Source organism: Trinickia sp., from assembly GCF_057351765.1.
The window spans coordinates 146,143-172,579 of the sequence record NZ_JBMRBK010000063.1; the positions used below are offsets into that span (position 1 = coordinate 146,143).

The window sequence follows — 26,437 nt, forward strand, 5'->3', positions numbered from 1 at the left end:
AAAACGCAATGAGCCAAATGACACAGGAAGATGCGCGCCGAAGGGCGTTTCACAATTTGTCTCTAGCGCTTGACACGCGAAGCAGGCTGCCAGGTCGAGTCTATCATGGGGCATGGAATCGGTTTCTCTTTTTTGAGTCCGACCGTGTTTTCGCGCCGGAATTTGCTGGCGTGATCGGGGAATTGCTTAAGTTGGAAGGGGGGCAAGTCGCTTGCCTCCTGAACATTGATAAAGCGACCTTGGTCGAGTCCAAAATGCGGGGGGCGATTTTCCTGGACGCGATTACAACTAACAGATCTTACGAGGCGGCTCTCGAGGGAGACGGTCCTGCTAATGGGTGGATTTATCAAATGGACAACTATGGGTGCATGTCAGATATTGGTGAGTGGTGTATTTATTGTGAAAAAGCGAACGATATTGCGCTGATAGCTCTGCGAGAAACCACTATCGATGAAAATAAATTTGAAATTCCTTTGCAACACCTGTGCGCTAAACCTATTGAACAGTTGATTAGTGGAGGAGATTCCCCGCTTTTCCCCTTCGATCATTTAGTTCCCGCGTGGCGCAAGGGACTGATCGATAACTACGGCAGTGCGGGAAGTCAAAAAAGCTAGGATGGTTCAAGGGGGCGTTTAACATCCAGCACCGGAAGGGTGGCCCAAACCTGGAATGAGGTATCGAGGATGTTGTGCCAAGCGAGGTGTCCAAATGAGGTCTTTAGGAACGCAGGGGACGCATTGAGAATCGGATGATGATTGATCTCCCTGAAGAGGCTAAGGAGATGGCCACTCCGCTTGATGGAGCGGAGCTGCATGAAGATTTGGAGGAACTTAGAGGGGCTCTTGCCGAGGGCGCAACGGGCACTGAAATACACATCACACCATGAATGCCAAAATCAACTCGCTGCATTCCTTGCAGTTGGAAGACAGATTGATCAACTACTGGCCGGACGATGTGTCGAATTTCGTACATGGAGTCGAGCTTACATCGGTCCACAAGGCGACCCGGGTCGGAGGCATTTGATATCCAGGTTTGCACGCCGGCTTGGCTTAAGTCGCAATGCGCAGGGGAAGGGCCGATCTGGGGTAGGCATATGCTAATCGTGGATGTCTACGATTATGAGGCCATAAAAGGCCTCATTGAGAGCTATGTCGCACGCATCGACGACGATTGGGCAACGATCGCGATGACGCTGAGTCGAATCGGTGCGTGGGAGTTCGAAGATTATAAGACCCGTTAGCACCCGCTGCTCGACGTGGGTATGGGACTTTGAGGCTGGCCGAGGAGCTGATAGTAACCATGGCCGCACAAAATGAGACGGAGAACAACTGGCTGGGCACATCGGGCTTTAAAGAAATGATCCGCCGACGGTGCTGCCTGGTTTATGCGCCGGTGCCAAGGGAACGGTAACGACATCGTTTCAGTAAACCAGGTCACGGGTAACGTGACGTTATGGGATAACAAGTTCGCAAGTAGCGCTCGGAATTTGACGTCCTCGAGGACCTTCGAACCGGGTTCCCCCTCTCTGAACAATGCGCTTACGCAGGCTACCGAAGGGATAAAGTCTTCGTCCTTATCTGATACATGAAGCAGACGGCACTTAGCAATCTGCAAACGGAAACTTTACGACGAATACAGTCGGTTCCGGAGCTTGGCGCGATTCGGTGCAGGTTCGGTTCTGTGATGGCAATCCTTGCATCTACACGACAAATTCCATTGAGTCGTTCTACATGCAACTGCGCAAGATCATCAAAGCGCGCGGCCACTTCCCGAGCGAGGAGGCCGCGCTCAGGCTGATTTGGCTGGCGTTGCGCAACGTCGTTGCCAAATGGACCGGCTCCCGACATGATTGGAAAAGCGCGATGATCCAGTTCGCGCTGCTTTACCCCCGAGCGCATCAATATCGGGCTGTGAGCCTCAACCCGCCTCACACGCAGAAACTCCGGATACGTCCGTCCGGGAGTGCGCAATGTGCTTCAACCAACCGATGTTGTTATAGCGGGAACGGGTTATGCCGAAGCGGACATCGTCTCGTACGCTAGCCAACACGGACTAAAGATACTCGACATTGGTGCAACGCGACCGGTTTGCGCGTCCTGCCAAGCAGCGATAGGCCCTAGCGGGGCAAACATTTCGACACCGTTAAAAAGTCCTCCGAGATTGAAATGAAACATTTACAGCAACTCGCCCCAGACATGTTCGCAATGCTCGAGCACGCCGATGACTTGATGTTACGAAGAGCATGTTTATGTGCCTGCGAATACGCTGCATCTCACAACAAGCTTCACGAGCCACTTGTCGAGCGAGCGTTAGACGCCCTGCGCGTTGGTCGGCAATACCGAGAGGACGAGACTGCACAGCTTAGGGCGTTGGTGAGTCTCTTGGACGATCGGTACTTCGAGCTGAAAGACCTTGTAGAAGAGCAGGAAGACGAACCTACTCGCGAAACCTTGACTCGCCAGTATAGGGAGTATTTCCAGAAGGCGCGATCCGTTGCGGCTTTCTTGTCGGCCGCTGATGAGGATAGCTTTGAAGCCGCGACTGAAGCGATCTATGAAGCTGCCGCAAGTACGCCTAACGGGGCTGTACTATTCGATCGCATAAAGCAAGTTCTGACTTCCTGAATTTGAGCGATGCTCGGACTCTGCAGGCAGCGCGTTTGCCGCTGGTACCACGACGGCGACGGCAGGAACGGCGGGTAGCACATCCTTGAGATGCAGAGCCTTAGCGGTCGCGATCGACTGAATCGTGAGCCGGCTGCGTAAGCCGTAGGTCGATTGGCCGAGGGATATGCAATAAGCGCTACTGCGAAGGCTACGTCGACCAACAATCGGGCAGCTCGTCGGTGATCAGCGCGGGCAACAACCTGCAGATCACGGCCGGCAGCCTGACGAACATCGGAAGTCTGATCGCGGCGGGCAACACCGCGACGATCTCGGTGGCCGGCCCGGTCGTCAACGAAGCACAAACGCTGAACGCTTACTGGCACTCACACTGGGTGCAAGAAACGGGCATGTTCAGCAGCGACAAGCGCCACGATATCTGGGCGTGCGGCTCCGCTGCGGAATGTACGGCGCTGTACGGCAGCGCCTACACGAACGTCGGCGGCACGATCGACCCACCGCAACCGGTGGGCAACATCGCCGCGACGATTCAAGCGCCGAACCTGTCGATCAGCTCGAACGGCCAGATCCAAAACGTCGGCAACGTGGTGGGCACGTCGGTATCGCTGACAGGCCAGCGCCTGATCAACGGCATCACGACGGCGAACACCTACACGCCGCGCGTGAACGCCCCCTCGCAAGTGATATCGCTGAGCCCGCTGACGCTGCCGGGCTTGAACCTGTCGTCGGCGCGCGCGCCCGGTACAGCGCTGACGAGCGTCGCGGGCCAGGCCTCCTACGTCGATTCACCGGTGGGCTCGAGCGCTCAGGCGCAAGTGAGCCCGCAGGTGCTGCTGGCGAAACTGCCGTCGACGTTGCAGCCGAGCTCGACGCTGTTCTACTACAACCCGCAAGAAGAGGACTTGCTGCTGCAGCAGGCGGCGTTAAAGGAGACGGGCAAGGCGAGCTTTGTCGATGGGCTGACGTATGACAGCCAAAGCACCCTGTCGGTGACGGAGCAGGAGAAGGCGTATCTGTACGGCAACGCGCTGGACTACGCGAAGCAGAACAACGTGCAGCTGGGCCAGGCGCTGACGCAGACGCAGGTGAGCGCGCTCGACAAGCCGATGCTCTGGTATGTGGAGCAGACGGTACCGGATCCGAGTTGCCATGCGACGGGCACGGCGAGTTGTCCGACGATCACGGCGTTGATGCCGCAGGTGTATTTGCCGGCGAATACGAGCGCGCTGTCGGCGGGCGGCAACATCGTCGGCACGGATGTGACGCTGAACTTCGAGGGCAATGGCAGCGGCAGCATTCTGAATACGGGGACGATCAGCGCCTCCAATACGCTGACGGTCAATACGCCGACGCTGACGAATCAGGCCAATCAGGTCAACGTCGGACAGATTTGGAGTTACATCCAGGACGCGGGCTATCAGAACACGACGGGCACGGTAGTGCAGCCTGGTGGGTTCATGAGCGCGGCGAACATGGACCTGAACGTGCAGACGCTGAGCCAGATTGGCGGGGCGCTGCAAAAGCTCAACGCGGACGGAACGGTCGATAGCGCGGGCACGCAGCAACTAACGGCTGCGTTGCAGCAGCAGTTGGGCAGTAACTTCACGCAGATGACGTTGACCGACCATCTGCATACTGATTTCGTGAAGGAAGGCGGTAGCTTCGGGGTCGAGCAGTTGGCGATGATCGTGGTCGCGGTGGCCGCTGCGATCGCGATGCAACCGGAGATCTCGGCGGAAATCGCATCGGTGAGCGGTGCGGCGGATGCGGCGGCGGACGCGGCATTCATGGCGGCGCAGCAGGGTCTGACGGGCGCGGCGATTACGGCGGCAGCCAGTGCTGCGGGTGGCACGTTGGCGGTGGGTGGGTTGGCCAACACGATGATCGCGGTGGGGCTGAGCACGTTTGCATCGCAGGCGCTCTCGCAAGTGATCGTAACCGGGCAGGTCGATTGGACTAATGACTTGCGTGCGGGCTTGGCCGGCGCTGTGACCGCTGGATTGACCAACGGCATCACGTTCGATAGCTCGACGGGCTCGTTCGGCTTCAACGTGAATGCGCCGGTGGCCGGCGTCACGGCGCCGAGCCTGGCGAGCTTGGCCGGGGTGCAGAACGTGGGCAATTCACTGGTGCCGATGTCGGGTGCGGCGGCGGGTTCGCTGCCGGCGCAAGCGCTGGCGATAGCGGGGGAGGCATCGCTGCAGGCGGGTGTGCAGTCGGTGATCGAGGGCGGCAGCTTCCTGACGAATCTGAAGAACGATGCGGTAAGCGACGTTGCGGCTGCGGGGGCGTATGCGATCGGCAATTTGCAGCCGAAGCTGGTGGAGGACCTTGGCCAAGTAGGCGGGGAGCTGGCTTATGTGGGACTGCACGGGGCGTTGGGGTGCCTGGCGGGGGCGGCGAGTGGGCAGGGGTGTGGTGGCGGGGCGATTGGCGGAGCGGCTAGTGCGTTGGTGACGCCGCTGACGCTGGGGGCGATGGACCCCAATCACGATCCGTTGACGACGGAGCAAACGGCGATTGTGACGGCGATCTCGATGCTGGTCGGTGGTGGCATCGCTGGCGCATTAGGGCAAAACGCGCTGGCTGGGGCGACGGCGGCTGAAAACGAGGCACTGAACAACGGTGCGAAGCATTGGGCCAACGCGTTCGTTTGTATCATGTGTATGCTTGGGATTCAGCCGGGCTCCGACAATCCCTTTGAAGCCGCCAGGACGCCGTTTTCAGATGATCCATCTCTCGGTTTGACAGATCCAGAAGACATTCCGAGGTCGATCAAACTCTCGCCGCTTGGTAAGCCGAACTCAACGAAATAAGTTCAACGATGAAAGCCGCAATTACCTCGATGTTCGAGCAAGAATTGGCGCGAGAGCCAGACGCGGACGCGTTCTTGCGTGCCGAAAGCATGAGTGACTACGAAAGTGCAGAAGAGACCTATAAAGCCCTTGTGGACAGGGGGTCGGTACTCAGCATGGTGAATCTAGGCCGTCTCTGCGAGCAGGAGGGAAACGGTACTAAGGGGGGGAACAATGAGCAGCCTGAGCTATGGTACAAGCGGGCGGTGGACGCTGGTTCGGCTGTTGCAACGTTGTACTACGGTAGCTTTCTGTTCCGGATAGGAGCTTACGACCGAGCTAGGGAGATATTCTCCGTGGGTCGAAGCAGAGGATATTCCCCGTCCATCGTTCGGCTGGCCAATCTTTACTTGAAGGGGCTAGGCGTTGAGAGAGACTACTCGAAAGCAAGGGCATTACTGGAGCAGGCGGCTGAGCTTGGAAATTTGTGGGCGAAAGTTGCGCTTGCTGCCATGACTGTCACACTCGGTCGTACCGCCATTGTTAGGTTCAAGGGACTACTGATGGGTATTGCCGCCGGGGTGCATTTGCGAATTGAAAGGTGGCGAGATCCGTACAGCGAAAGGTTGAAAAAATAGGATAACTCGATGTTCTCTTCTGTTAGATGGTTGGGGCTAAGAATACATGCACGCGAGTTGGTCAAGCCGGTAGGTATGGGCGTGGCGCTCATCGTACTCGGCGTTTCTCTATATGTCGTGCTGTATCGCCGCTCGGAACACGAGCTACGTGGTGCGCCGCTCAATCACGGTTATGCTCTGGTCGAACGTGTTGTGCTGACTTCGAAGGGAGGCCAGGGCTTTAATCTCATTGGTGTCTTGACTGTGCGAGTCAAGGGGCAAGACGTTACCTTTCCAACCAATACGGCCTTTTCGACAGGCGAGGTTGTCGGCGTCAGCTACCGAGTAGGTGCCAGCGGAAGAGTCTATGTGGATGACGTGTATTCTGCGACGAAGCAATAGCAGGATAGGCACGCGCCGGCTATTGCCCAGGCAGCAGTGCTTCAGATGAGGCGATAACAGCGAACGCCGAAAAAGCCTGAGTTCGCTGTTTGCGAAGTCACTTATGCATGCGTGATGACAAGCCTGCCGAGCTGGACTTCGATCTTGAGGCGCTGCCGAGGTTTGAAGCCGGCGTGCTCGATCCAACGGCCGGAGAGCTTGAGCCAGGGCACGAGGGGCGGGTTGGTACGCCGGCGAGGTGTGTAGGGCCGCCAGCGGCAGAATCTAATCCATAGCTCGGGGGGGGCTATCCGGGTATTCAATCCCGCGACCGGAGCCTTCGGCCCGTGGATATCGAAGTGATGAGGTGAAGGGTGAACTTTAAGACGCCGTTGAGCCTAAGCGTGCTTAGCCCGTTGGTATTGATCTGTTCCTGACTGGAAATTAATATGCGACGGGACTGTATTTAGTATTCGGGAAAGTTCTGGCAGTGGTACGACAATCGATAACCTGGCTTGCCGTACGGTTTTAAGGTGCATCAGAAATGACGTTGAATTTACAGATTACCGATAAGTTCTTTGGAAAGACTGTCTTGGAATACATTCAAACGGTCCCTGGCGAATTGCCGGTCGATGCTGTTGGGCTGTGGCAGATCATCCCTATGGGGCGCCAAGGCTTTGGCTTGAGTGGCGATGATCTTGCCGAATTTGTACAACGATGTGTGCGAGGCCTTCTTGAAAAAGGCGCAAAGCCGGTTATTGGTGGTGCTGGCACTCCGTACGATTGGCTGCTACAGCCGCAGTATGGCGAGACCAATGACGAAATCGTGGACGCTGTGGTGAGTGAGTGGCTTGCCTCGGGATCTGGTGATTCGGATCCCGGAGGGCTATGGTTCGCATTGCCATCACCGTACGTTGGGGAAAGGGCCTAGATGACTCGTCGCAATGCCGGTAGGCGCTACGCGTCTAGCAACTGAGCTAGTCGCTCGTGCTGTAGATGCGAACGATCAAGCGGGTTTAATTACAAGCCGTTCGTGTTGGACTTTGATCTTGAGGCGCTGTCGGGGCCTGAAGCTGGCTTGCTCCAGCCAACGGCTCGAGATTTTGAAGGTAAGGACATGGCACAGAAGCGACGTTTCCTCGGGCGCACTACGCGGTGCCCAAGTTGCAGTCACGAAGTGGCGTATTCATGGCTGTCAGGTATGGCCGGGCCACATCTGCATTTTTATGCCAACGATAACAATGATGTACTGGTTCGAGCAGCTTGGTTTGCAGGTGTTGACGCGTTGCTTCAGCAAGGCGCGGCCGAATCTTCTGTACTCGCCGCCATCGATTCATTGCTCAAAGGGCTTCCCAACGCCACATCAGAGTACGCTGTATGGAACAACGTCAAATGCCCGCGCTGTCAAAACGAGTTTCCATACAGGTTTAAAGGGAACCTCAAGCTAAGGTTAGAGGACTCCGCGGTTATCTTGATCGACGGCTGCCAGCTTGATACGGATGAGGGCGTATTCGTGATCGAAGTGGACGCTGCTAGTTAACGTCCGGGACGTGGATCGACCACTCTTTAAGCATGGGCTGTGCCGCCGTCAACGGAATCGATCTCGGTAGCCGGCCCGGTCGTCAACGAAGCGCAAACGCTCAACGCCTACTGGCACTCGCACTGGGTGCAAGAAACGGGCATGTTCAGCAGCGACAAGCGCCACGATATCTGGGCGTGCGGCTCCGCTGCGGAATGTACGGCACTTTACGGCAGCGCCTACACGAACGTCGGCGGCACGATCGACCCACCGCAACCGGTGGGCAACATCGCCGCGACGATCCAAGCGCCGAATCTGTCAATCAGCTCGAATGGCCAGATCGAGAACGTCGGCAACGTGGTGGGCACGTCGGTCTCGCTGACGGGCCAGCGCCTGATCAACGGCATCACGACGGCGAACCTACACGCCGCGCGTGAAGGAGACGGGCAAGGCGAGCTTCGTCGATGAGCTGACGTATGACAGCCAGAGCAACCTGTCGGTGACGGAGCAGCAAAAGGTGTATCCGGGCGATGCTGGGGCACTCGGACATCGAGGCGACGCAGGTCTACACGGGGTGAGCATCCGGACGCTGAAGGATATCCATTCGGCTACGCGTCCGGCGTGGCCTGTCCGTACGGCCCAAAATCGGATCAATCTCGAAGACGACGAGCCCCGGACAGTAGATTTACTGGCCGCACTCGATGCGGAGGCAGCCAGCGAGGGCGGTAATGAATGTATAGCACTGAGTGCTATACTAGATAGCGAGCAAAAGGAGCGGTATGCGGGTCTTCAAGACCAGGTGGTTTGCACGCTGGGCCGACAAGGAAGGCGTGACAGATGCGGCGCTGATGGATGCGGTGGACGAGATGAGCCGGGGGTTGATTGATGCGAACCTAGGCGGTCAAGTGTTCAAGAAGCGGGTAGGCATTGGCGGACGAGGCAAGAGCGGCGGATTGCGCACCCTGCTGGCGTTTCGGGTGGACGATCGGGCCTTCTTCGTGTTTGGCTTCGCGAAGAACGTGCGGGCCAATGTAAGCGAAAAGGAACTACGAGCGTTGAAGTTGATGGCATCGGAGCTGTTGAGCTATGACGCTCGGGTCTTGCGCAAGGACCTACGCGCAGGCGAGTTATATGAGGTAGAGAGCGATGAGTGACAAACTGCTGAAGGTGCTGCACGAGACGGCGCAGGGATTGCATCGAGCTGGGACGATGGATGCAATGACGCTACGTGAGTTCGATGCGCTCTGTTTACCGCCGATCAAGGAGTACAGCGCCGCGCAGATCAGGCGCTTGCGTCAGCGCACTAGGGCGAGCCAGGCCGTGTTCGCGGCGTGCCTGAACACGAGCGCATCGACGGTGCAAAAGTGGGAGCAGGGGCAAAAGCGGCCGAACGGCCCGTCGCTCAAGCTGCTCGATCTGGTTGACCGCAAGGGGCTGGAAGCTCTGTTGTGACCTTTGCAAGGGCCGTCGCAGATGGCGCCGAGTCTACGACGCGCAACGGCTCGTCTTAGCCGCCCCTAGGCGATGAATCCTGAGTTCCTGCCCGAGTGAAGCCCAACTCAATCGACTTGCCCTGAATAAGCGCCAGCCTCCGTCCACTCAAAGGTTGGATCAGCGCCCCGCCTCCGCCGAAAATACATATCAGAAATGCTTCGTTGGGCGCCGACGAAAACCCCTCTAGACTGATCCCTTCACGTTGTCGTAACGAACCGATCAGATCCCTGGAATGCGGGAGAGTGCCGCTCTTTGCCGCTCCCCGCGCAACCAGGCGAGCACGCTGCGCGCGGACGAGGAAAACCCGATGAATACCGAAGTACGCGACCCTGACGTCCTGGTCATCGACGCAGGCGAGGCCGGCCCCATGGCTGCCCCCCATGCAACCGCGCACGATCTACCAGCCGAAGCTGCCGCCCACCTCGCACGCCTTGCCGATATCGACCCGGCAGTGCGCCGTGTCGCACTGTTCGAGCTTGCTGATCTCGAAGATGCCGCTCTCTTGCCGGTGTTCCTCGCTTCGCTGCGCGACGACCCGGCGCCCGAAGTCCGGCGCGAGGCCGCGGCCGTGCTCGCATCATGGGAGCAAGACGAAGTCGTCGAAGCGCTCTGCGCAGCCCTGCTCGACGACGCCGAGCCGGTACGTGCACAGGCGGCGCAAAGCCTATCCGAATTGAAGCAACCGAGCTCGGGTTACGTGCTGCGCCGTTGGGCGATGCGGCCGGAGCCGTTCGTGCGCCGCGCGGTACTCCGCGGGCTGCGCGAACTTCGCTTCGCGGATGCGTTCGATCCGGCCATGGAGGCGCTCGCCGCGCGACAAGCCGAGGTACGGTTCGAGGCTGTCGCGGTACTTGGTTGGCTCAAAGATGCGCGCGCACTCGCATCGCTCGCGGCGCTCGCCGCGCGCGATGCGCAGGCGGAGGTGCGCCGCGCGGCTATCGGCGCGCTGGGTTTTGCATCACCAGCCGATGCCTCCATCGTCGATGCCCTCCTCGCAGCGCTATCGGACAACGCGTGGCAGGTGCGCGAGGAAGCCGCGACCACGCTAGGCAAACTCGGCGTGGTAGAGGCGCGCGAACCGCTCGTCACGGCACTCGACGACGCATACTGGCAGGTCAGGCTACGCGCGACTCGCGCGCTAGGACAATTGCGCGATGGGCAGGCTGCCCCTGCCGTTGCGATGCTGCTCGCACATCCGATCAGCAACTTGCGCAAGGAAGCCGCGCTTGCACTGGGCGAGCTGGGCGTTGCCGCTTCACTGCCCGCGCTGCACCACGCGCTTGGCGATCGCGATCCTGAGGTACGCAAAGCCGTCAGCATCGCCATCGAGCAAATCGAAAACGCACGGCAATAAAAGAACGCGGCGCTGGCCGAGCGCCAAGCAAGGGACGCGAGCACTCGGCTGCCGCGCGGCACCTACGCGTCCAAAGTATTCGCTGAGCGATAATGTCGTCGACATATCGACGATCGAAAGCCATCCGAAATGAAACTCCGCGGTGGTCTGCTCAGTATCAGCTAAGTCTTCGTCGGTATCCTCCCCCTATTGTTGCCACCCTCCGCTTGGCCACGTGACGGATTGATCCGTCACGAAACGGCGAGCGCGCACGGAGAATTGATGGAAGGACTGAATCGAGCACTTTTTCTCTGGCTCAATGCGCCGGCCAACCCTGGCCAGCTATCGATGGCGATGGCGCTGTTTTTTGCCGAATATTTTATTTGGCTGATCCCCGCAACGATCGCGATCGTCTGGTTACGCGGTGGCGAGCGCACGCGTAAGGCGCTGATCGAAGCCACCGTCGCCGCGTCGATCGGGCTTTGTATCAATCAGCTGATCGGCCTTGCATGGATGCACCCGCGTCCTTTCGTAATCGGTCTCGGACACACATTGGTTGCGCATGCACCCGACTCGTCCTTCCCCAGCGATCATCTGACGCTCTGGTGGTCGGTCGCGTTCGCGCTCGCCATGCCCGGCAACTTTCCTCGGGCCGGGATGCTGTTCGCGTTGCTCGGCTTGCCTATCGCGTGGGCGCGCATCTACGTGGGCGTCCATTTCCCGTTCGATATGGCGGGCGCGGCTATCGTCTCGCTGTTGAGCGTGGGCCTGACGCGGCGAGCAATAGGGCCATGCTTGCCATACATTTTTCGGGCGGCCACCTGCGTTCACGGCTTGCTTTTCAGCAAGTTCATTGCGTTGGGATGGGTGCGCAAATAAGGACTGGGTAAGATCCGCGGCGACGGAGGCACGAGTCATGCGGCAACCCTTCATATTCTGCAAGGCAATGACTGCATCAAAAGGAACCTTACGATGACCAAATCGACTCAACACGCATTGGCGAAGGTACCTGAGGTCACACTCGGGTTCTGGCTCCTCAAGATTGCCGCGACCACCCTGGGTGAGACGGGCGGCGACGCAGTGACGATGTCGATGCACCTGGGATACCTCATTGGGACGGCCATTTTCGCGTTGATATTCGTCGTGGCGGTCATGGCGCAAATCCGTGCAAATGGGTTTCACCCCTTCTTGTACTGGTTGACGATCATTGCCACCACGACGGTCGGCACGACGATGGCCGATTTCGCGGATCGCTCCTTGGGCATCGGATATGCGGGCGGCTCGAGTCTACTGCTCGCGTTGCTGCTGATCTCGCTCTTTGTCTGGTACCGGACGCTCGGCTCGGTCTCTGTCAGTACGATCACCACGCCCAAAGCGGAAATCTTCTATTGGGTGACGATCATGTTCTCCCAGACCCTGGGTACGGCATTGGGCGATTGGACGGCCGACAGCATGGGGTTGGGATACGGCGGTGCCGCGCTCGTGTTCGGTGGATTGCTCGTTCTGGTCGCGGCGGCCTATTATTGGTCGAACATTTCGCGCACGATACTTTTCTGGGCGGCGTTCGTGTTGACGCGTCCGCTCGGGGCTGCGGTCGGCGATTTTCTCGACAAACCGCTCAACGCGGGCGGTCTGGCCATGAGCCGTTATTCGGCCTCGGCCGCGCTATTCGGCTTCATCGTGCTCGGCATTCTGATCTTCCGGCAACGAGCGGCGAAGGCGACGCATTGAACGCAGGCTGGAATTGGCTACGGAGGATGAATGCGGGTATTGCTGGTCGAAGACGATCCGATGATCGGCGAGGCCGTTCAAAACGCACTGAAAGACGTTTCCTACGCGACGGATTGGGTGAAGACGGGGCAGGCGGCCTTGACCGCCCTCGAGGCGCAGCATTACGACCTCGTGCTGCTCGACCTCGGCTTGCCCGGCAAGGACGGTCTGCAGGTGCTGGCGAGCATTCGCGGCCGCGACAATCCGGTGCCGGTGCTGATCGTCACGGCCCGGGACACGCTCGATGATCGGTTGCGCGGACTCGACGGCGGCGCCGACGACTATGTCCTGAAGCCATTCGAAATGGCCGAGCTGCTGGCCCGCATGCGCGCCGTGCTGCGGCGAAAGGGCGGCCGCGCGGCTCCCGTGCTCAGCAATGGCCGCGTCTCGCTCGATCCGGTTACGCGCGAGGCCGTCGCCGATGGCTGCGCACCCGTGCAGCTTTCCAATCGCGAATTCGCGCTGCTGCACGCGCTGCTGATCCGCCCCGGCGCGATCCTTTCACGCAGCGATCTGGAAGACCGGATCTACGGTTGGGGAGAAGAAGTCGAAAGCAATGTCGTCGAATTTCTGATTCACGCACTGCGGCGCAAGCTCGGCAGCGACATCATCAAAAACGTCAGGGGCGTCGGATGGATGGTTTCAAAAGGCGGTTGAACGCGTCCCTCCAGCTCAAACTGTCCTTCTCGCTTTCGCTCGCGATTCTCGTGGTTGCCGTGGTCGCCGGCATCTTTTCGTTCGTGTCCGCGCTGCACGAAGCCCATGAGCTGCAAGACGATACGTTGCGGCAAATCGCGACGCTCATCGATCGGCAAGGCGTTCCGTTCTTTCAGTCGCCGGCTGGGGCGAGCGTGGCGAGCGACGACAAAGACTCCCGCATCGTCGTGGAATATCTCGCCGATGCCGGGCAGCAAGGCGTCGGCATCGCTGGTGCCGAGGCGCGATTGCCGATCCCAGCCGACTTGGCGGACGGCGCGCACACGCTGCGGATCAAGGGCGAGTCGTTTCGCGTGCTCATCAAAACAGCGGCCGGCGGCGGGCGAATCGCCGTGACGCAGGAAACGGATGTACGCGACGAAATCGCGCGCGATGCCGCCCTGCAGACTTCGATGCCGTTTCTGATTCTCGTGCCGATACTGGTCTTTTTGATTGCCGACCTCGTTCGCAAGATGTTCCGGCCGATCGCCGCGCTGTCGCTGGAAATCGATCGGCGGGCGGAGCGGGAGTTACATCCCATCGAAACGAGCCATCTGCCTGTCGAGGTCCGGCCCTTCGTCGTCGCAATCAATCGCCTTTTGACGCGCGTTGCGCAATCGATGGAAGCCCAACATCGATTCGTTGCCGATGCCGCGCACGAACTGCGCTCGCCTTTGACGGCACTTTCGCTGCAAGCGGAACGGCTGGCCGAAGCGGAGATGTCGACGACGGCCCGGGAGAGATTGCGTTCGCTGCGACAGGGCATCGAGCGCGGACGAAACCTGCTCGATCAACTGCTGACGTTGGCCAGAGCGCAATCGCCTTCGGAGCCGCTGCCGGCGACACAGGCGGTGTCGGTGCAGAGCGTCTATCGTCGCGTGCTCGAAGACATCATGCCGCTTGCCGAAGCCAAAAAGATCGATGTCGGTGTCGAAGGCACCGAGGACGCGCTGGTACGAGCAAGCGAGCTCGATTTGATTGCGATCGTGAAGAATCTCGTCGATAACGCCATCCGCTATACGCCGCGAGGCGGGAAGGTCGATTTGTCGGTGCGTGGCACGCCCACGCATGTGCTGTTGCGCGTGATCGACAACGGGCCCGGCATTGCACCGGACGAACGCGCGCGCGTTTTCGATCCTTTTTATCGCACGCTGGGGAGCAATGAAGTGGGATCGGGGCTGGGCCTGTCCATCGTCAAAGCCATTGCCGAGCGCCTCGGGGCGGAAGTCCGCCTCGAGTTTGCCGATGAGACCGGGCAGTCGGGTTTGTGTGTTTCCGTTCTCATTCCGGCCCAGTGACCCCTATCGTATGAGGGTTACTAGACGACCGGTCTAATACTGGCTACAGTACGGTTCCATGAGCCATGCAACCCCTCCCACCGATGTCCGCCGGCATATTCTCGATGTCGCGCATCCTCTATTTCTGAGCAAGGGCTTCACGGCCGTCGGCCTGACGGAGGTGCTGGCTGCGGCGAAGGTGCCGAAGGGGTCGTTTTATCACTACTTCTCGTCGAAGGAAGCGTTCGGCGAGGCGGTGCTCGAGGCGTACTTCGAAGATTATCTCCAGCGCATGGATGGGTTGCTCGGTCAGCCCGGTCCGGCGGCGCAGCGGTTGATGGCCTATTTCTTCGACTGGCTCGATTCGCAGACCGGGGACGAGGCGCAAAGCCGGTGTCTGGTCGTGAAGCTCGGCGCGGAGGTCTCCGATCTATCCGACACGATGCGGGCGGCACTCGAACGTGGCACGCGAACGATCACGGCGCGGCTCGCGCGCTGCGTGGAGGAGGGTTTGACGGACCGTTCGTTGCCTGAATCGCTCGATGCCGCCGGCACCGCCATGACGCTCTATCAAAACTGGCTCGGTGCCAGTCTGCTGGCCAAGATCACACGCGACCGCAAGCCGCTGGATACCGCGTTGGCCTGCACGCGCCGGATGCTCGGCGTCCCTTACGACGCTTGAGGGGCGATCGTATGTATTCGCTTTCCGTTTTTTATTCCTCTCTTTCTAGACGACTGGTCTACTCCGGGCGCCCGCTGTACCCGAAGCATTGCTGCTCGCGCCAATCCCAGATTGCTTACTGAAGGAGTTCCCGATGCCGCAAACCGATACCGTCAATCGCCGCGTGGTCCTCGCGGCGCGCCCACAGGGGTTGCCCACGCCGCGCGACTTTCTCATCGAAGAGGTAGCCATTCCGAAGCCCGCCGATGGCCAGGTTCTGCTTCGTACCGTCTATCTCTCGCTCGATCCCTACATGCGCAATTTGATGGAGGAGGTCGGTCCCGCCTACGCGCCGTCGATCCCGCTTGGTGGAACGATGGTGGGCGGCACCGTGAGTCGAGTCGTTGAATCGAAGAATGGGAAGTGGCGAGCGGGCGATCTCGTGCTCGGCAACTCAGGATGGCAGGACTACGCGCTATCCGATGGCAGCGACTTGCTCCCCCTGGGACAAGAATCTCACGCGTCGCTGTCGTTGGGCGGTTTGGGCATGCCCGGATTCACCGCGTATGTCGGCCTGGCGGATATCGGCCAGCCCAAAGCTGGCGAAACGCTTGTCGTGGCGGCGGCCACGGGTGCCGTTGGCTCGGTCGTCGGGCAGTTGGCGAAGCTTCGGGGCGCAAAGGTCGTTGGCATCGCGGGTGGCGCCGACAAGTGCCGGTACCTCGTGGAAGAACTCGGCTTCGACGCCGCCGTTGATCGTCGCGATCCGGCATTCGCCGAGCGTCTGGCGGCGGCGTGCCCGGAGGGAATCGACGTTTATTTCGAAAACGTCGGCGGGGAAGTTTTCGATGCGGTATTGCCGTTGTTGAACATCGGCGCGCGCGTGCCGGTCTGCGGCGTGATTGCGCATTACAACGACGACGCGTTGCCGTCCGGCCCCGATCGATTGCCGCTTGCCATGTCGACGATTCTGCAAAAGCGGGTCCGTATGCAAGGTTTCATCATCCTCGACCACTTCGGCGAGCGTTTCGATGCGTTTCGCCGAGAGATGAGCGAATGGTTGTCCGATGGCCGCGTCAAGCTGCGCGAGGACCGCGTCGATGGGTTGGGGAACGCGCCTGCCGCATTCATTGGGATGCTGCAGGGCCGTAACTTCGGCAAGCTCGTCGTGCGTGTAGGCGAGGACTGAAGAGGCTCGTGGCCGGTGTTACCGTTCTTTGACACGATCCCCTCCGCTTGCTCGTGCGGCGAATAGGCATATATTCTCCGCACATCATGCGGAGAATATATGTACATCTGGGCGGCCGAAGATTGGCCTGAATGGCGATACGACCTTGCTAGCCTCACCGGTTTGATCGCCGAGGTCAGTCGTGCGCAGGGCCTGTTGTTCGGCCGCCTCGCCGACGTTGGCAGCCCGTTGCGCGATGAGGCGAGCCTTGCTGCGCTGACCGAGGATGTCACGAAGACGAGCGAAATCGAGGGCGAGCGACTCGACGTTGCGTCAGTGAAATCGTCGATTGCGCGGCATCTCGGCGTGGATATCGGCGAGCTTGCGCCAGCGGATCGTCACGTGGACGGGATCGTCGAAATGATCCTCGACGCCACATTGAACTGTCAGGCAGCGGTGACCCCTGAGAGGCTGTTCGAATGGCATGCGGCGCTTTTTCCGACGGGATACTCTGGGCTCGTACGACTCAATGTTGCGCGTTGGCGCGGCGATGCGACAGGGCCTATGCAAGTGGTGTCGGGGCCGATCGGCCGACAACGCGTGCACTTCGAAGCGCCACCGGCGGAGCATCTCGACCATGAAACCCGGTGCTTCCTCGACTGGCTCAACGGCGCGACTCCGGAGCCTGCACTGATCAAGGCGGGGCTCGGCCACCTCTGGTTCGTCACCCTTCATCCATTTGACGACGGGAACGGGAGAATCGCGCGCGCGATCGGCGATCTCCTTCTTGCGCGTGCGGACGGCAGTCCTCAGCGTTTTTATAGCCTCTCCGCGCAGATTCAGCGCGAACGCAAAGCCTATTACGACGTGCTCGAGCGCACGCAAAGAGGAAGCCTCGACGTCACCGAGTGGTTGAGCTGGTTTCTGAGCACCTTGAAGGACGCCGTCGAGCGCGCTCATCGGACGCTGGATTCGGTGCTGGCCAAAGCGCGGTTCTGGCAGCGCTTTGCGGGCGTGCCGATGAACGCTCGGCAAATCAAGTTATTGAACAAGCTGCTCGATGGTTTCGAGGGCAAGCTGACGAGCAGCAAATGGGCGGCTATTGCCAAGTGCTCGGCCGATACTGCACTGCGCGATATAAACGAACTGATCGATGCGGGGGCGTTGCGAAAGTCGGCAGCGAGCGGCCGTAGCACGAGTTACGAATTGCCTCGATAGCGGTTGCTTGTGCCCGTATCGCACCGTTCCCAGCGTGCTTCGTAATGGCTGAAAGGGTTTCGTTCTGCGGGCGATGTGCCGTAGGTAGCACTGCTATACCTATGGTCACGAAATCTACTGACCCGATCAAGAAAGGCAAGGATATGACTCCTTCAGCGATCGGCCCGCGTGGCCGCGATGACAGCGCACGAGCGAGCGAGGGGGGCGGCGGTGGTGCGCGGAGCGCAGAAAATGTGCCGCGGCCATCTCATCCGCCGACCCGAACGGACGTTAGTGGGCCGCTTGCAGGTGCCGCGCAACTCGGTGCGTCGGAGACTCGCTCACGCGCCGCGGCGGCGAGGGTGACCGCGGGCAAAGCGTGGACGGGGACGGGGCGTACGGTGCGGGCGACGGTGCGTGCATTGGGTGCTGCGGGCGGCGCCGTAGCGGATGGCGGACGCTTCATCGGTATCGACCGCCGGATGGTCCTGCGCGGCGCTGGAGTAGTGTTGCTCGGCGCAGCCGGCCTGGAGGCTTGTCACGAAGTCGCGCGTCTGCTCGAGCCGCCGCCGCTCGCCGTTCCGGACGACGTCGAGGCGTCGGCCGCAAAGATTGCCGCTGCGCGAAACGCTGTCTCCGAAGCCGCACAAAAGGAGGCTGACGAAATCATCGCCAGTTTGCGGGCGTCTTCGCCCGGATCGCGTGAGATCGGAGTTCTCGAGCGCGCTAAGAAACAGGACGCACAAAAACTGCTCACTGCGCTCGATCGCTACTGGAGCACCGTTCCCAGCCAGGCAGATTCGGCGCGCAGCCGACGGCTTCGCGCGCAGGTCGCCCTCCTGAGACTTCGTCCGGAAAATGGCGAATCCCCGCCTCGAACGGCTACGCGGCGCAATGAATTGAAAAAGACGGTCGAAACGCTGCGCAAAGTGGACTGGACTTGTGTGTCCGGTCCGGATGGCACCATCAACTGCAGCCTATAGCGCAATCGGCGCTCACACGAGCGGAACACGAGGACACGAGGGTCCGCAACCGCGCGGTTCCGGGTGCCGCGCGATGCATTCCCATCGTTCGAACAACGAACCATATCGACGCAATTGGACAAATCCTGTCGCGATTTGACAAGCCACTTACGGTCGCGTAAATTTCGCGCACGCGTCGGGAGAGTGCGTCGACAGCATGTTTCTTCATCCATTCATGCTGCCACGCCGCCGAAGGGGCATACCCACAAACTCTCAGGCAAAAGGACCGACCGCGTCGAGAACCCTCGTCTGACGGCCTGCTTCTCAACTGTCAGACGGTTTTCGAACTCTGGAGAGCGGCAGTAGCCGGCCAGCGGCGCGCGTTTCAGCGCGAAGCCCGGCAAGCTGCCCACCGAAGGGGCGCGCGTTTGGCCGGGAAACGAAATCCGGAACAGGGATCGTCCCCGACTGCGCAATCTCTCAGGTACCGAGGACAGAGGGGCCATCCATCGCACACGCCGGCGGCCACCGCGGCGCAGCGCGATCGGCATGGCCCTTTTTTGTTTTCGCGAACCCTGTAGCGTGCCGAGGCTCCATTCCATGACCGAACTGAAACGTACCCCGCTTCACGCCACCCATCGCGCGCAGGGCGCACGCATGGTCGACTTCGGCGGATGGGACATGCCCGTCAACTACGGCTCTCAGATCGACGAACACCAGGCGGTCCGGCGCGATGCCGGCATGTTCGACGTCTCGCACATGTGCGCCGTGGATTTCACAGGAGCGCGCGCCCGCGCGTTTTTCGAATTCGCGATTGCGAACAACGTCGCCAAGCTGCAAACGCCCGGCCGCGCGCTCTACTCGTGTCTGCTCAATGAAGCGGGCGGCGTCGTCGACGATCTCATCGTCTATTACTTCTCGGACGAATGGTTTCGCGTGGTCGTCAATGCAGGCACGGCCGACAAGGACATCGCCTGGTTCTCGCGTCTGAACACCGAACACGCGTTCGGCCTCACCATCACGCCGCGCCGCGATTTCGCCATCATCGCCGTTCAGGGCCCGAATGCGCGCGCCAAGCTCTGGCAAGCGGTTCCCGCCGCACGCGAGGCTAGCGAGCCGCTCAAGCCGTTCAATGCCGCGCGCGTCGGCGCAACGCCGTTCGGCGAGCTGACCATCGCGCGCACGGGCTATACGGGCGAGGACGGCTTCGAGATCATTGTCCCGGCCGCGCATGCCGTGGCGCTTTGGGACGCGCTGCAGGCGCAGGGCGTCATGCCGTGCGGCCTGGGCGCGCGCGACACGCTGCGCCTCGAAGCGGGCATGAATCTTTACGGACAGGACATGGACGAGACGGTCTCGCCACTCGACGCAGGCCTCGCGTGGACGGTCGATCTGAGTTCGCCCCGCCCGTTCGTCGGACGCTCCGCGCTCGAAGCGCACGGTGCGACGCGCGCATTCGTCGGTCTCATCCTGCGTAAGGAAGGGGGCAAGGCGGCGGGCGTGCTGCGTGCGCATCAGAAGGTGCTGACGCCGTTGGGCGAGGGCGAGATCACGAGCGGCACGTTTTCGCCGACGATGCTCGAATCGATCGCCTTCGCGCGCGTGCCCAAAGGCGTGCAGCCCGGCGACACGGTACAGGTCCAGATTCGCGACAAAGCGTTGAACGCAACCGTGGTAAAACTGCCGTTCGTGCGCAACGGCAAGGTGCTCGCCGCCTGACGCCGGGCGCGCGGCGCACGCGTTTCACGTTATCCGAATTTTTCCATTTATCAGGAGCATCCGATGAGCAACGTTCCGGCCGATCTCAAGTACACCGAAGAGCACGAATGGCTGCGCACCGAAGCGGACGGTACGCTGACGATCGGCATTACCGATCACGCGCAAAGCACACTCGGCGACATCGTCTTTCTCGAACTGCCCGAAGTCGGAAAACACGTGACCGCTGGTGACGCGGTCGGCGTGGTCGAATCGGTGAAGGCAGCCTCGGACATCTACTCGCCGGTCTCGGGTGAAATCGTCGACGTGAACTCGGCCATCGTCGATACGCCCGACGCGGTGAACAGCGATGCCTACGACAGCTGGCTCTTCAAGATCAAGTTGGCCGACAGCGCGTCGACCGACAAGCTGCTCGACGCCGCGGCTTACTCCAAGCTGATCGACTGAACACTTTCGCTATCTCGCGCGGCGCGCTTCGCCGTGGTTCGTCGAAGCCGCCGCCCACTCCGCGCCACTCGCACCGCCCGCCCATCATGAAGCTCGAACACCCGGATCGCCTGATGAACCGCACTCCTTCCTCGCTTGCCGCACTCGAAGTGCATGACGCCTTCGCGGAGCGGCACATCGGCCCGGACGCAGCCGATCAGCAAAAGATGCTCGATGCGCTCGGATTCGCGACGCGCGCCACGCTGATCGATGCGGTCATCCCGGAGACGATCCGCCGCACCGAGCCGCTGCCGCTCGGGCCCTTCGCGCAGCCGCTGGGCGAAGCGGAAGCGCTCGCGGCCCTGCGCGAGCTCGCGAACAAGAACCAGGTGTTCCGCTCGTATATCGGGCAGGGCTACTACAACACGCACACGCCGGCCGTCATCCTGCGCAACGTGCTCGAGAATCCCGCCTGGTACACGGCCTACACGCCTTACCAGCCGGAAATTTCGCAAGGCCGGCTCGAGGCGCTGCTCAATTTTCAGCAGATGATCACGGACCTCACCGGGCTGTCGATGGCCAACGCCTCGCTGCTCGACGAGGCCACGGCCGCGGCCGAAGCGATGACGCTGCTGCAGCGTGTCGGCAAGCCGAAGTCGAACGTCTTCTATGTGGCCGACGATGTGCTGCCGCAAACGATCGAGGTCATCTGCACGCGTGCCCGGCCGATCGGCATCGAGGTCAAGGTCGGCCCCGCGGCCGACGCCGCCGCGTCGAATGCCTTCGGCGTGCTGCTGCAATACCCCGGTGCGAATGGCGATGTGCGCGACTACCGGGCGCTCACCGAGGCGGTGCATGCTGCCGGAGGCCATGTGGTCGTTGCGGCCGATCTGCTTGCGCTGACACTGCTCGCGCCGCCGGGCGAATGGGGTGCGGACGTGGCCATCGGTAGCTCGCAGCGCTTCGGCGTGCCGGTCGGCTTCGGCGGCCCGCATGCGGCTTACCTCGCCGTGCGCGACGAATTCAAACGGCAGATGCCGGGGCGGCTCGTCGGCGTGACCGTCGACGCCCAGGGCAACGCAGCGCTGCGTCTAGCGCTGCAAACGCGCGAGCAGCACATCCGTCGCGAGAAAGCGACTTCGAACGTCTGCACGGCGCAGGCGCTGCTGGCCATCATGGCGAGCATGTACGCCGTCTACCACGGACCGCATGGCCTGAAGACGATCGCGCTTCGGGTCCACCGCATTGCCGCGTTGCTCGCGGCCGGCGCCAAGCAGCTCGGCTATGCGTTGGCCAACGAAACGTTCTTCGACACGCTGACGATCGAAACGGGTAGCCGGACCGCGGCCGTACACGAGGCGGCCAAGCGCGCGCGGATCAATCTGCGGCGCATCGACGACACGCGCGTGGGCGTCTCCATCGACGAAACGACGACGCGTCGCGATCTGGCCGATCTGCTCGCGGTATTCGCCCATGCGGCCGGTGCCATTGACGTGCCGCACGTCGACACGCTCGACGCTGCCCTCACGCGCGCGGCCGGCGGCGGCGCGCCCGGCGATGCGACGGCGCTTCCCGAGGCGCTCGTGCGCACGAGCGCCTATCTGACCCACCACGTCTTCAACCGGCACCATTCGGAGACGGAGATGCTGCGCTATTTGCGCAGCTTGGCCGACAAGGACCTCGCGCTCGACCGCTCGATGATTCCGCTGGGCTCGTGCACGATGAAGCTCAACGCCACCTCGGAGATGCTGCCCGTCACGTGGCCGGAGTTCGGCGCGATCCATCCGTTCGCGCCGGCGGAGCAAACGGTCGGATACCGCGAAATGATCGATCAGCTCGAGCAGATGCTCGTGGCGGCCACCGGTTACGCCGCCGTCTCGCTGCAGCCCAATGCCGGATCGCAGGGCGAATACGCAGGACTGCTGATCATTCGCGCCTATCACGCATCGCGCGGCGAATCCCATCGCGACATCTGCCTCATTCCCGCCTCGGCGCACGGGACGAACCCCGCATCGGCGCATATGGCGGGCCTGAAGGTGGTGGTCGTGAACTGCGACGCGCAAGGCAACGTCGATACGGAAGATCTGCGGGCGAAGGCGGCCGCGCATGCCGACAAGCTCGCGGCGATCATGATCACCTACCCGTCGACGCATGGTGTGTTCGAGCGCAACGTGCGCGAGATCTGCGAGATCGTGCACGCGCACGGCGGTCAGGTCTATGTCGACGGCGCCAATATGAATGCGATGGTGGGTCTGACTGCGCCGGGCCAGTTCGGTGGCGACGTCTCGCACCTGAACCTGCACAAGACGTTCTGCATTCCGCATGGCGGCGGCGGCCCCGGTGTGGGCCCGGTCGCCGTCGGCGCGCATCTGGCGCAGTTTCTGCCGAATCAGACGTCGTCGGGCTACCGGCGCGCCGAAAGCGGCATTGGCGCGGTTTCGGCTGCTCCGTATGGATCCGCATCGATTCTGCCGATTTCGTGGATGTACATCGCGATGATGGGCGCGAAAAACCTCACCGCCGCAACCGAGGTCGCGATCCTCAACGCGAACTACGTGGCCAAGAAGCTCGCGCCGCATTATCCGGTGCTCTACTCCGGGCCGGGCGGCCTCGTGGCGCACGAGTGCATTCTCGATCTGCGGCCGATCAAGGACGCGAGCGGCATCACCGTCGACGACGTCGCCAAGCGCCTCGCCGATTACGGCTTTCACGCGCCGACGATGAGTTTCCCGGTGCCCGGCACGCTGATGGTCGAGCCGACCGAATCGGAATCGAGGGAGGAACTCGATCGATTCATCGAAGCGATGATCGCCATTCGCGAAGAAATCCGCGCAGTCGAGGAAGGCCGCGCCGACCGCGAGGACAATCCGCTCAGGCACGCGCCGCATACGGCGGCCGCCGTGACGGCGAACGAGTGGGAGCATGCCTATTCGCGCCAGCAAGCGGCTTATCCGTTGCCGTCGCTCGTCACCCGTAAATATTGGCCGCCTGTCGGCCGCGCGGACAACGCTTATGGCGACCGCAACCTCTTTTGCTCCTGCGTGCCCGTGGCCGATTACGCGTAACGGGCGGACCGTGCGCGCGCCCGCTACGCCGCATTGCGCGGCTTCGGCGCGGAGCACGTCGCCGCGCGTCGCTCGACACGAATACCGGCTAACATCTCACACCGCGATCAAGCAAACGAAGGAGCGACGCATGGTGCGAATGGGGGCCACGACGAGCGGGCGCGCAACGCGGCTGCGGACATGGCGCGAACAGGGCGCGCGAGCGTTGCGCTGGCCGCGGCTGCTCGCCTGCGCGACGGCGTGCACGATGCCGCCCGTACTGGCTCATGCGGCGATGAACTTCTGCGCCGCTCCAGGATTGCAAACGAGCGAACGCGCCAACGCGGCGCCGGATGTTCAGGCGTTGATGAAGCGTGTCGGTGGGCAACTCGGCGCCGAGCCCAAGCCGCTCCCGCGGCTGCACACCGAGGGTACGCTGCCGCACGAGGGGATTTACGACGAAAGCATCGAAGCCGAAAAAGAGCTCGAGCTGATGCGCGACGCCGCGCTCGTTTGGCGTGCGACCGGCGATGACCGCTACCTGAAGCTCGTCGACCGGTTTCTCGCGGCCTGGGTGGGCACGTATCGGCCCAGTTTCGATCCGATCGACGAAACCCATTTCGACTCGCTGATCCTCGCTTACGACATGACGGCGAGTGCACTCTCGGTCAAGACGCGCAATGCGACAGCGGCCTTCATCGCGACGCTGGGCAATGGCTACGTCGCACGCATCGACAGCGCAGCGCGTCCCCTGACCGGCACCTATCGGAACAACTGGGAAAGCCATCGCGTGAAGCTCGTTGCGATGGCGGCTTTCACGCTCGACGATCGCAAGCTCATCGATGCCGCGCAACGCATCTTCGTCGAGCAGATCGGCAACAACATTGCGCCGGACGGTTCGACCGTCGATTTCGCGGAACGCGACGCGCTGTATTACGTCGCCTACGATCTCGAGCCGCTCGTTGCCGCGGCGCTTGCCGCGCGGCGTCACAACCGCAACTGGCTCACGCTCAAGGCGGGCAATGGTGCCTCGCTTGCGCTCGCGCTCAATTGGCTCGTGCCTTATGCGCTCGGCCAAAAGACGCATGACGAATTCGTGCATTCGAGCGTGCCGTTCGACGCGAAACGGCGCGCGGCCGGCGTGGCGGGCTTTTCCGGTCCATGGGACCCCAAGCGCGCGGCGCCGCTTTTCCACCTCGCGGCGCGTCTGTCGGGGCGCTATACCAGCGTCGCGCTGCTGCTTTCGCCGACGCCGCCGGCCTGGGTGGCCGTCTGTCTGCCCCTTGCGGCGCGATGAGCGGAGCATCGGTCTTCCTTTTCTGGAGCAACAATGGCAGTCAGCGTTTTCGATCTCTTCAAAATCGGCATCGGTCCGTCGAGTTCCCACACGGTCGGGCCGATGCGCGCGGCCTTGATGTTCGTGCAGGGACTCGAGCGCGACGGACTCCTCGGCGCCACCGCGGCGCTCAAGGTTGAGCTCTATGGCTCGCTGGGCGCGACGGGCAAAGGCCACGGCACCGACCGCGGCGTGATGCTGGGGCTGCTGGGCGAGGCCCCCGACACGGTCGATCCGACCACGATCGCGGCGCGTCTCGATACGGTGCGCAGCACGCGGCGTCTCGCGCTGCTCGGCAAGCACGAAATCGACTTCACACCGAAGGATCACATCGCGTTTTATCGTCAGGCGTTGTCCGAGCATCCGAACGGGCTCAAGCTGCGCGCGGCCGATTCGGCGGGCACGACCCTGCGCGAATCCACGTACCTCTCGGTGGGCGGTGGCTTCGTCGTGACAGCCGGCGCGCCGAACACGAAGGTGCTCGCCGCTGTCGACCAGCTCCCCCATCCGTTTCGCAGCGGCAACGAATTGCTCGCGCGGTGCACCGCCACGGGCAAGAGCATTGCGCAACTGATGTGGGAGAACGAGCGCGTCTGGCATACCGACGACGAGACGCGAAGCGGGTTGCTGAAAATCTGGGAGGTCATGCAGGCGTGCGTCGCGCGCGGTTGCGGCGTAGGCAACCCCGACGCCGACGGTACGCTGCCCGGTCCTTTCAACGTCAAGCGCCGCGCGCCGCAGCTTTATCGCGACCTGTCCGGCAATCCGGAGCAAGGTTTGCGCGATCCGCTCTCGATGATCGACTGGATCAACCTTTATGCGATCGCGGTCAACGAAGAGAACGCGGCGGGCGGCCGTGTCGTGACCGCGCCGACGAACGGAGCCGCGGGCATCATCCCCGCCGTGCTGCACTATTACACGCGCTTTACGCCCGGCGCCAACGAACAAGGCGTGATCGACTTTTTGATGACGGCGGCGGCCATCGGCATTCTCTACAAACTCAATGCGTCGATTTCGGGCGCGGAAGTCGGATGCCAGGGGGAAGTCGGCGTGGCCTGTTCGATGGCGGCCGGCGCGCTCGCGGCAGTCATGGGCGGCAGCCCGAAACAGGTCGAAAACGCCGCGGAAATCGGCATGGAGCACAACCTCGGGCTCACCTGCGATCCGGTGGGCGGGATGGTGCAGATTCCCTGTATCGAACGGAATGCCATGGCTTCGGTGAAGGCTGTCAACGCGGCGCGCATGGCCTTGCGCGGCGACGGCAGCCACTACGTCTCGCTCGATTCGGTCATCAAGACGATGCGCGAGACCGGCGCCGACATGAAAACGAAGTACAAGGAGACATCGCGCGGCGGGCTCGCGGTCAATATCGTCGAGTGCTGAGGCGCGGCGCTTTCGCCGGATTCGCCGTACGGCGTGCC

26 protein-coding genes, 3 pseudogenes and 2 riboswitches are annotated in these 26,437 nt (G+C 61.6%); of the genes and pseudogenes, 27 read left to right on the forward strand and 2 right to left on the reverse strand.

Going from position 1 to position 26,437, the window contains the following annotated elements; translation table 11 throughout:
• Nucleotides 1-8: 8 nt before the first annotated feature.
• From ACO1XS_RS17590 to ACO1XS_RS17625, 8 genes and pseudogenes are all read left to right on the forward strand, one after another.
• A complete protein-coding gene (locus ACO1XS_RS17590) occupies nucleotides 9-614 on the forward strand; it encodes a hypothetical protein (protein WP_486391271.1) in 606 nt (201 codons plus the stop codon).
• A 134-nt stretch (nucleotides 615-748) separates the two neighbouring features.
• Nucleotides 749-886, forward strand: coding sequence for a hypothetical protein (locus ACO1XS_RS17595; RefSeq protein WP_486391272.1), 138 nt, complete (start codon nucleotides 749-751; stop codon nucleotides 884-886).
• 84 nt (nucleotides 887-970) lie between these two features.
• Nucleotides 971-1,240 carry an Imm8 family immunity protein gene (locus ACO1XS_RS17600; protein ID WP_486391273.1) on the forward strand — a complete coding sequence of 90 codons (270 nt, stop codon included), beginning with the start codon at nucleotides 971-973 and terminating at the stop codon, nucleotides 1,238-1,240.
• Between the two features lie 457 nt (nucleotides 1,241-1,697).
• Nucleotides 1,698-1,886 (forward strand): annotated as a pseudogene (locus ACO1XS_RS17605) (transposase); the annotation flags it as partial.
• Between the two features lie 279 nt (nucleotides 1,887-2,165).
• On the forward strand, nucleotides 2,166-2,624 hold the full coding sequence (locus ACO1XS_RS17610) for a hypothetical protein (RefSeq protein WP_486391274.1): 459 nt from the start codon (nucleotides 2,166-2,168) through the stop codon (nucleotides 2,622-2,624).
• Nucleotides 2,625-2,800: 176 nt separating this feature from the next.
• Nucleotides 2,801-5,260 (forward strand): annotated as a pseudogene (locus ACO1XS_RS17615) (DUF637 domain-containing protein); the annotation flags it as partial.
• Between the two features lie 188 nt (nucleotides 5,261-5,448).
• The gene (locus ACO1XS_RS17620; protein ID WP_486391275.1) at nucleotides 5,449-6,057 is read left to right on the forward strand and encodes a tetratricopeptide repeat protein; all 609 of its coding nucleotides are present in this window, start codon (nucleotides 5,449-5,451) and stop codon (nucleotides 6,055-6,057) included.
• A 9-nt stretch (nucleotides 6,058-6,066) separates the two neighbouring features.
• Nucleotides 6,067-6,438 carry a hypothetical protein gene (locus ACO1XS_RS17625; protein WP_486391276.1) on the forward strand — a complete coding sequence of 124 codons (372 nt, stop codon included), beginning with the start codon at nucleotides 6,067-6,069 and terminating at the stop codon, nucleotides 6,436-6,438.
• Nucleotides 6,439-6,539: 101 nt separating this feature from the next.
• On the opposite strand, the gene ACO1XS_RS17630 is transcribed toward ACO1XS_RS17625, so the two are convergent.
• Nucleotides 6,540-6,650 (reverse strand): SymE family type I addiction module toxin, encoded by a 111-nt coding sequence (locus ACO1XS_RS17630; RefSeq protein WP_486391277.1) that lies wholly within the window; start codon nucleotides 6,648-6,650, stop codon nucleotides 6,540-6,542.
• Nucleotides 6,651-6,961: 311 nt separating this feature from the next.
• Here ACO1XS_RS17630 and ACO1XS_RS17635 point away from each other — a divergent pair, with 311 nt between their 5' ends.
• Entirely contained in the window at nucleotides 6,962-7,348 is a 387-nt protein-coding gene (locus tag ACO1XS_RS17635) for a hypothetical protein (protein ID WP_486391278.1), read from the forward strand.
• Between the two features lie 75 nt (nucleotides 7,349-7,423).
• On the opposite strand, the gene ACO1XS_RS17640 is transcribed toward ACO1XS_RS17635, so the two are convergent.
• On the reverse strand, nucleotides 7,424-7,591 hold the full coding sequence (locus tag ACO1XS_RS17640; RefSeq protein ID WP_486391279.1) for a SymE family type I addiction module toxin: 168 nt from the start codon (nucleotides 7,589-7,591) through the stop codon (nucleotides 7,424-7,426).
• A gap of 27 nt (nucleotides 7,592-7,618) precedes the next feature.
• Here ACO1XS_RS17640 and ACO1XS_RS17645 point away from each other — a divergent pair, with 27 nt between their 5' ends.
• From ACO1XS_RS17645 to ACO1XS_RS17730, 18 genes and pseudogenes are all read left to right on the forward strand, one after another.
• Complete coding sequence (locus tag ACO1XS_RS17645; RefSeq protein ID WP_486391280.1) at nucleotides 7,619-7,957, forward strand: hypothetical protein; 339 nt, start codon at nucleotides 7,619-7,621, stop codon at nucleotides 7,955-7,957.
• A gap of 141 nt (nucleotides 7,958-8,098) precedes the next feature.
• Nucleotides 8,099-8,459 (forward strand): annotated as a pseudogene (locus ACO1XS_RS17650) (hypothetical protein); the annotation flags it as partial.
• Nucleotides 8,460-8,715: 256 nt separating this feature from the next.
• A complete protein-coding gene (locus tag ACO1XS_RS17655; protein WP_486391281.1) occupies nucleotides 8,716-9,090 on the forward strand; it encodes a type II toxin-antitoxin system RelE/ParE family toxin in 375 nt (124 codons plus the stop codon).
• The gene (locus ACO1XS_RS17660; protein ID WP_486391282.1) at nucleotides 9,083-9,388 is read left to right on the forward strand and encodes a helix-turn-helix domain-containing protein; all 306 of its coding nucleotides are present in this window, start codon (nucleotides 9,083-9,085) and stop codon (nucleotides 9,386-9,388) included. Before ACO1XS_RS17655 ends, ACO1XS_RS17660 begins: the two co-directional genes overlap by 8 nt.
• A gap of 409 nt (nucleotides 9,389-9,797) precedes the next feature.
• Entirely contained in the window at nucleotides 9,798-10,784 is a 987-nt protein-coding gene (locus ACO1XS_RS17665) for a HEAT repeat domain-containing protein (protein WP_486391299.1), read from the forward strand.
• Nucleotides 10,785-11,045: 261 nt separating this feature from the next.
• A complete protein-coding gene (locus ACO1XS_RS17670) occupies nucleotides 11,046-11,642 on the forward strand; it encodes an undecaprenyl-diphosphatase (RefSeq protein ID WP_331573257.1) in 597 nt (198 codons plus the stop codon).
• A gap of 93 nt (nucleotides 11,643-11,735) precedes the next feature.
• Entirely contained in the window at nucleotides 11,736-12,494 is a 759-nt protein-coding gene (locus ACO1XS_RS17675) for a COG4705 family protein (protein WP_331573259.1), read from the forward strand.
• Nucleotides 12,495-12,524: 30 nt separating this feature from the next.
• On the forward strand, nucleotides 12,525-13,190 hold the full coding sequence (locus ACO1XS_RS17680; RefSeq protein ID WP_331573261.1) for a response regulator transcription factor: 666 nt from the start codon (nucleotides 12,525-12,527) through the stop codon (nucleotides 13,188-13,190).
• Nucleotides 13,166-14,527: an ATP-binding protein gene (locus ACO1XS_RS17685; RefSeq protein WP_486391283.1), complete on the forward strand. Its 1,362-nt coding sequence runs from the start codon at nucleotides 13,166-13,168 to the stop codon at nucleotides 14,525-14,527. The genes ACO1XS_RS17680 and ACO1XS_RS17685 overlap by 25 nt, the downstream gene beginning before the upstream one ends.
• 58 nt (nucleotides 14,528-14,585) lie before the next feature.
• Nucleotides 14,586-15,188 carry a TetR/AcrR family transcriptional regulator gene (locus ACO1XS_RS17690; RefSeq protein ID WP_331573265.1) on the forward strand — a complete coding sequence of 201 codons (603 nt, stop codon included), beginning with the start codon at nucleotides 14,586-14,588 and terminating at the stop codon, nucleotides 15,186-15,188.
• A 133-nt stretch (nucleotides 15,189-15,321) separates the two neighbouring features.
• The gene (locus tag ACO1XS_RS17695; protein WP_486391284.1) at nucleotides 15,322-16,356 is read left to right on the forward strand and encodes an NADP-dependent oxidoreductase; all 1,035 of its coding nucleotides are present in this window, start codon (nucleotides 15,322-15,324) and stop codon (nucleotides 16,354-16,356) included.
• Between the two features lie 99 nt (nucleotides 16,357-16,455).
• Complete coding sequence (locus ACO1XS_RS17700; protein WP_486391285.1) at nucleotides 16,456-17,553, forward strand: Fic family protein; 1,098 nt, start codon at nucleotides 16,456-16,458, stop codon at nucleotides 17,551-17,553.
• A 380-nt stretch (nucleotides 17,554-17,933) separates the two neighbouring features.
• Entirely contained in the window at nucleotides 17,934-18,515 is a 582-nt protein-coding gene (locus ACO1XS_RS17705) for a hypothetical protein (protein ID WP_486391286.1), read from the forward strand.
• Between the two features lie 166 nt (nucleotides 18,516-18,681).
• Nucleotides 18,682-18,793, forward strand: a riboswitch (glycine riboswitch).
• A gap of 40 nt (nucleotides 18,794-18,833) precedes the next feature.
• A riboswitch (glycine riboswitch) is annotated at nucleotides 18,834-19,001 on the forward strand.
• Nucleotides 19,002-19,094: 93 nt separating this feature from the next.
• Nucleotides 19,095-20,213, forward strand: a complete 1,119-nt coding sequence (gene gcvT, locus ACO1XS_RS17710; RefSeq protein ID WP_331567394.1) for a glycine cleavage system aminomethyltransferase GcvT — start codon at nucleotides 19,095-19,097, stop codon at nucleotides 20,211-20,213.
• 63 nt (nucleotides 20,214-20,276) lie between these two features.
• The gene (gcvH, locus tag ACO1XS_RS17715) at nucleotides 20,277-20,657 is read left to right on the forward strand and encodes a glycine cleavage system protein GcvH (protein WP_331567396.1); all 381 of its coding nucleotides are present in this window, start codon (nucleotides 20,277-20,279) and stop codon (nucleotides 20,655-20,657) included.
• 86 nt (nucleotides 20,658-20,743) lie between these two features.
• Nucleotides 20,744-23,701: an aminomethyl-transferring glycine dehydrogenase gene (gene gcvP, locus ACO1XS_RS17720; RefSeq protein ID WP_486391287.1), complete on the forward strand. Its 2,958-nt coding sequence runs from the start codon at nucleotides 20,744-20,746 to the stop codon at nucleotides 23,699-23,701.
• A 247-nt stretch (nucleotides 23,702-23,948) separates the two neighbouring features.
• Complete coding sequence (locus ACO1XS_RS17725) at nucleotides 23,949-24,977, forward strand: alginate lyase family protein (RefSeq protein WP_486391300.1); 1,029 nt, start codon at nucleotides 23,949-23,951, stop codon at nucleotides 24,975-24,977.
• 33 nt (nucleotides 24,978-25,010) lie between these two features.
• On the forward strand, nucleotides 25,011-26,399 hold the full coding sequence (locus ACO1XS_RS17730; protein ID WP_331567400.1) for an L-serine ammonia-lyase: 1,389 nt from the start codon (nucleotides 25,011-25,013) through the stop codon (nucleotides 26,397-26,399).
• Nucleotides 26,400-26,437 lie beyond the last annotated feature (38 nt).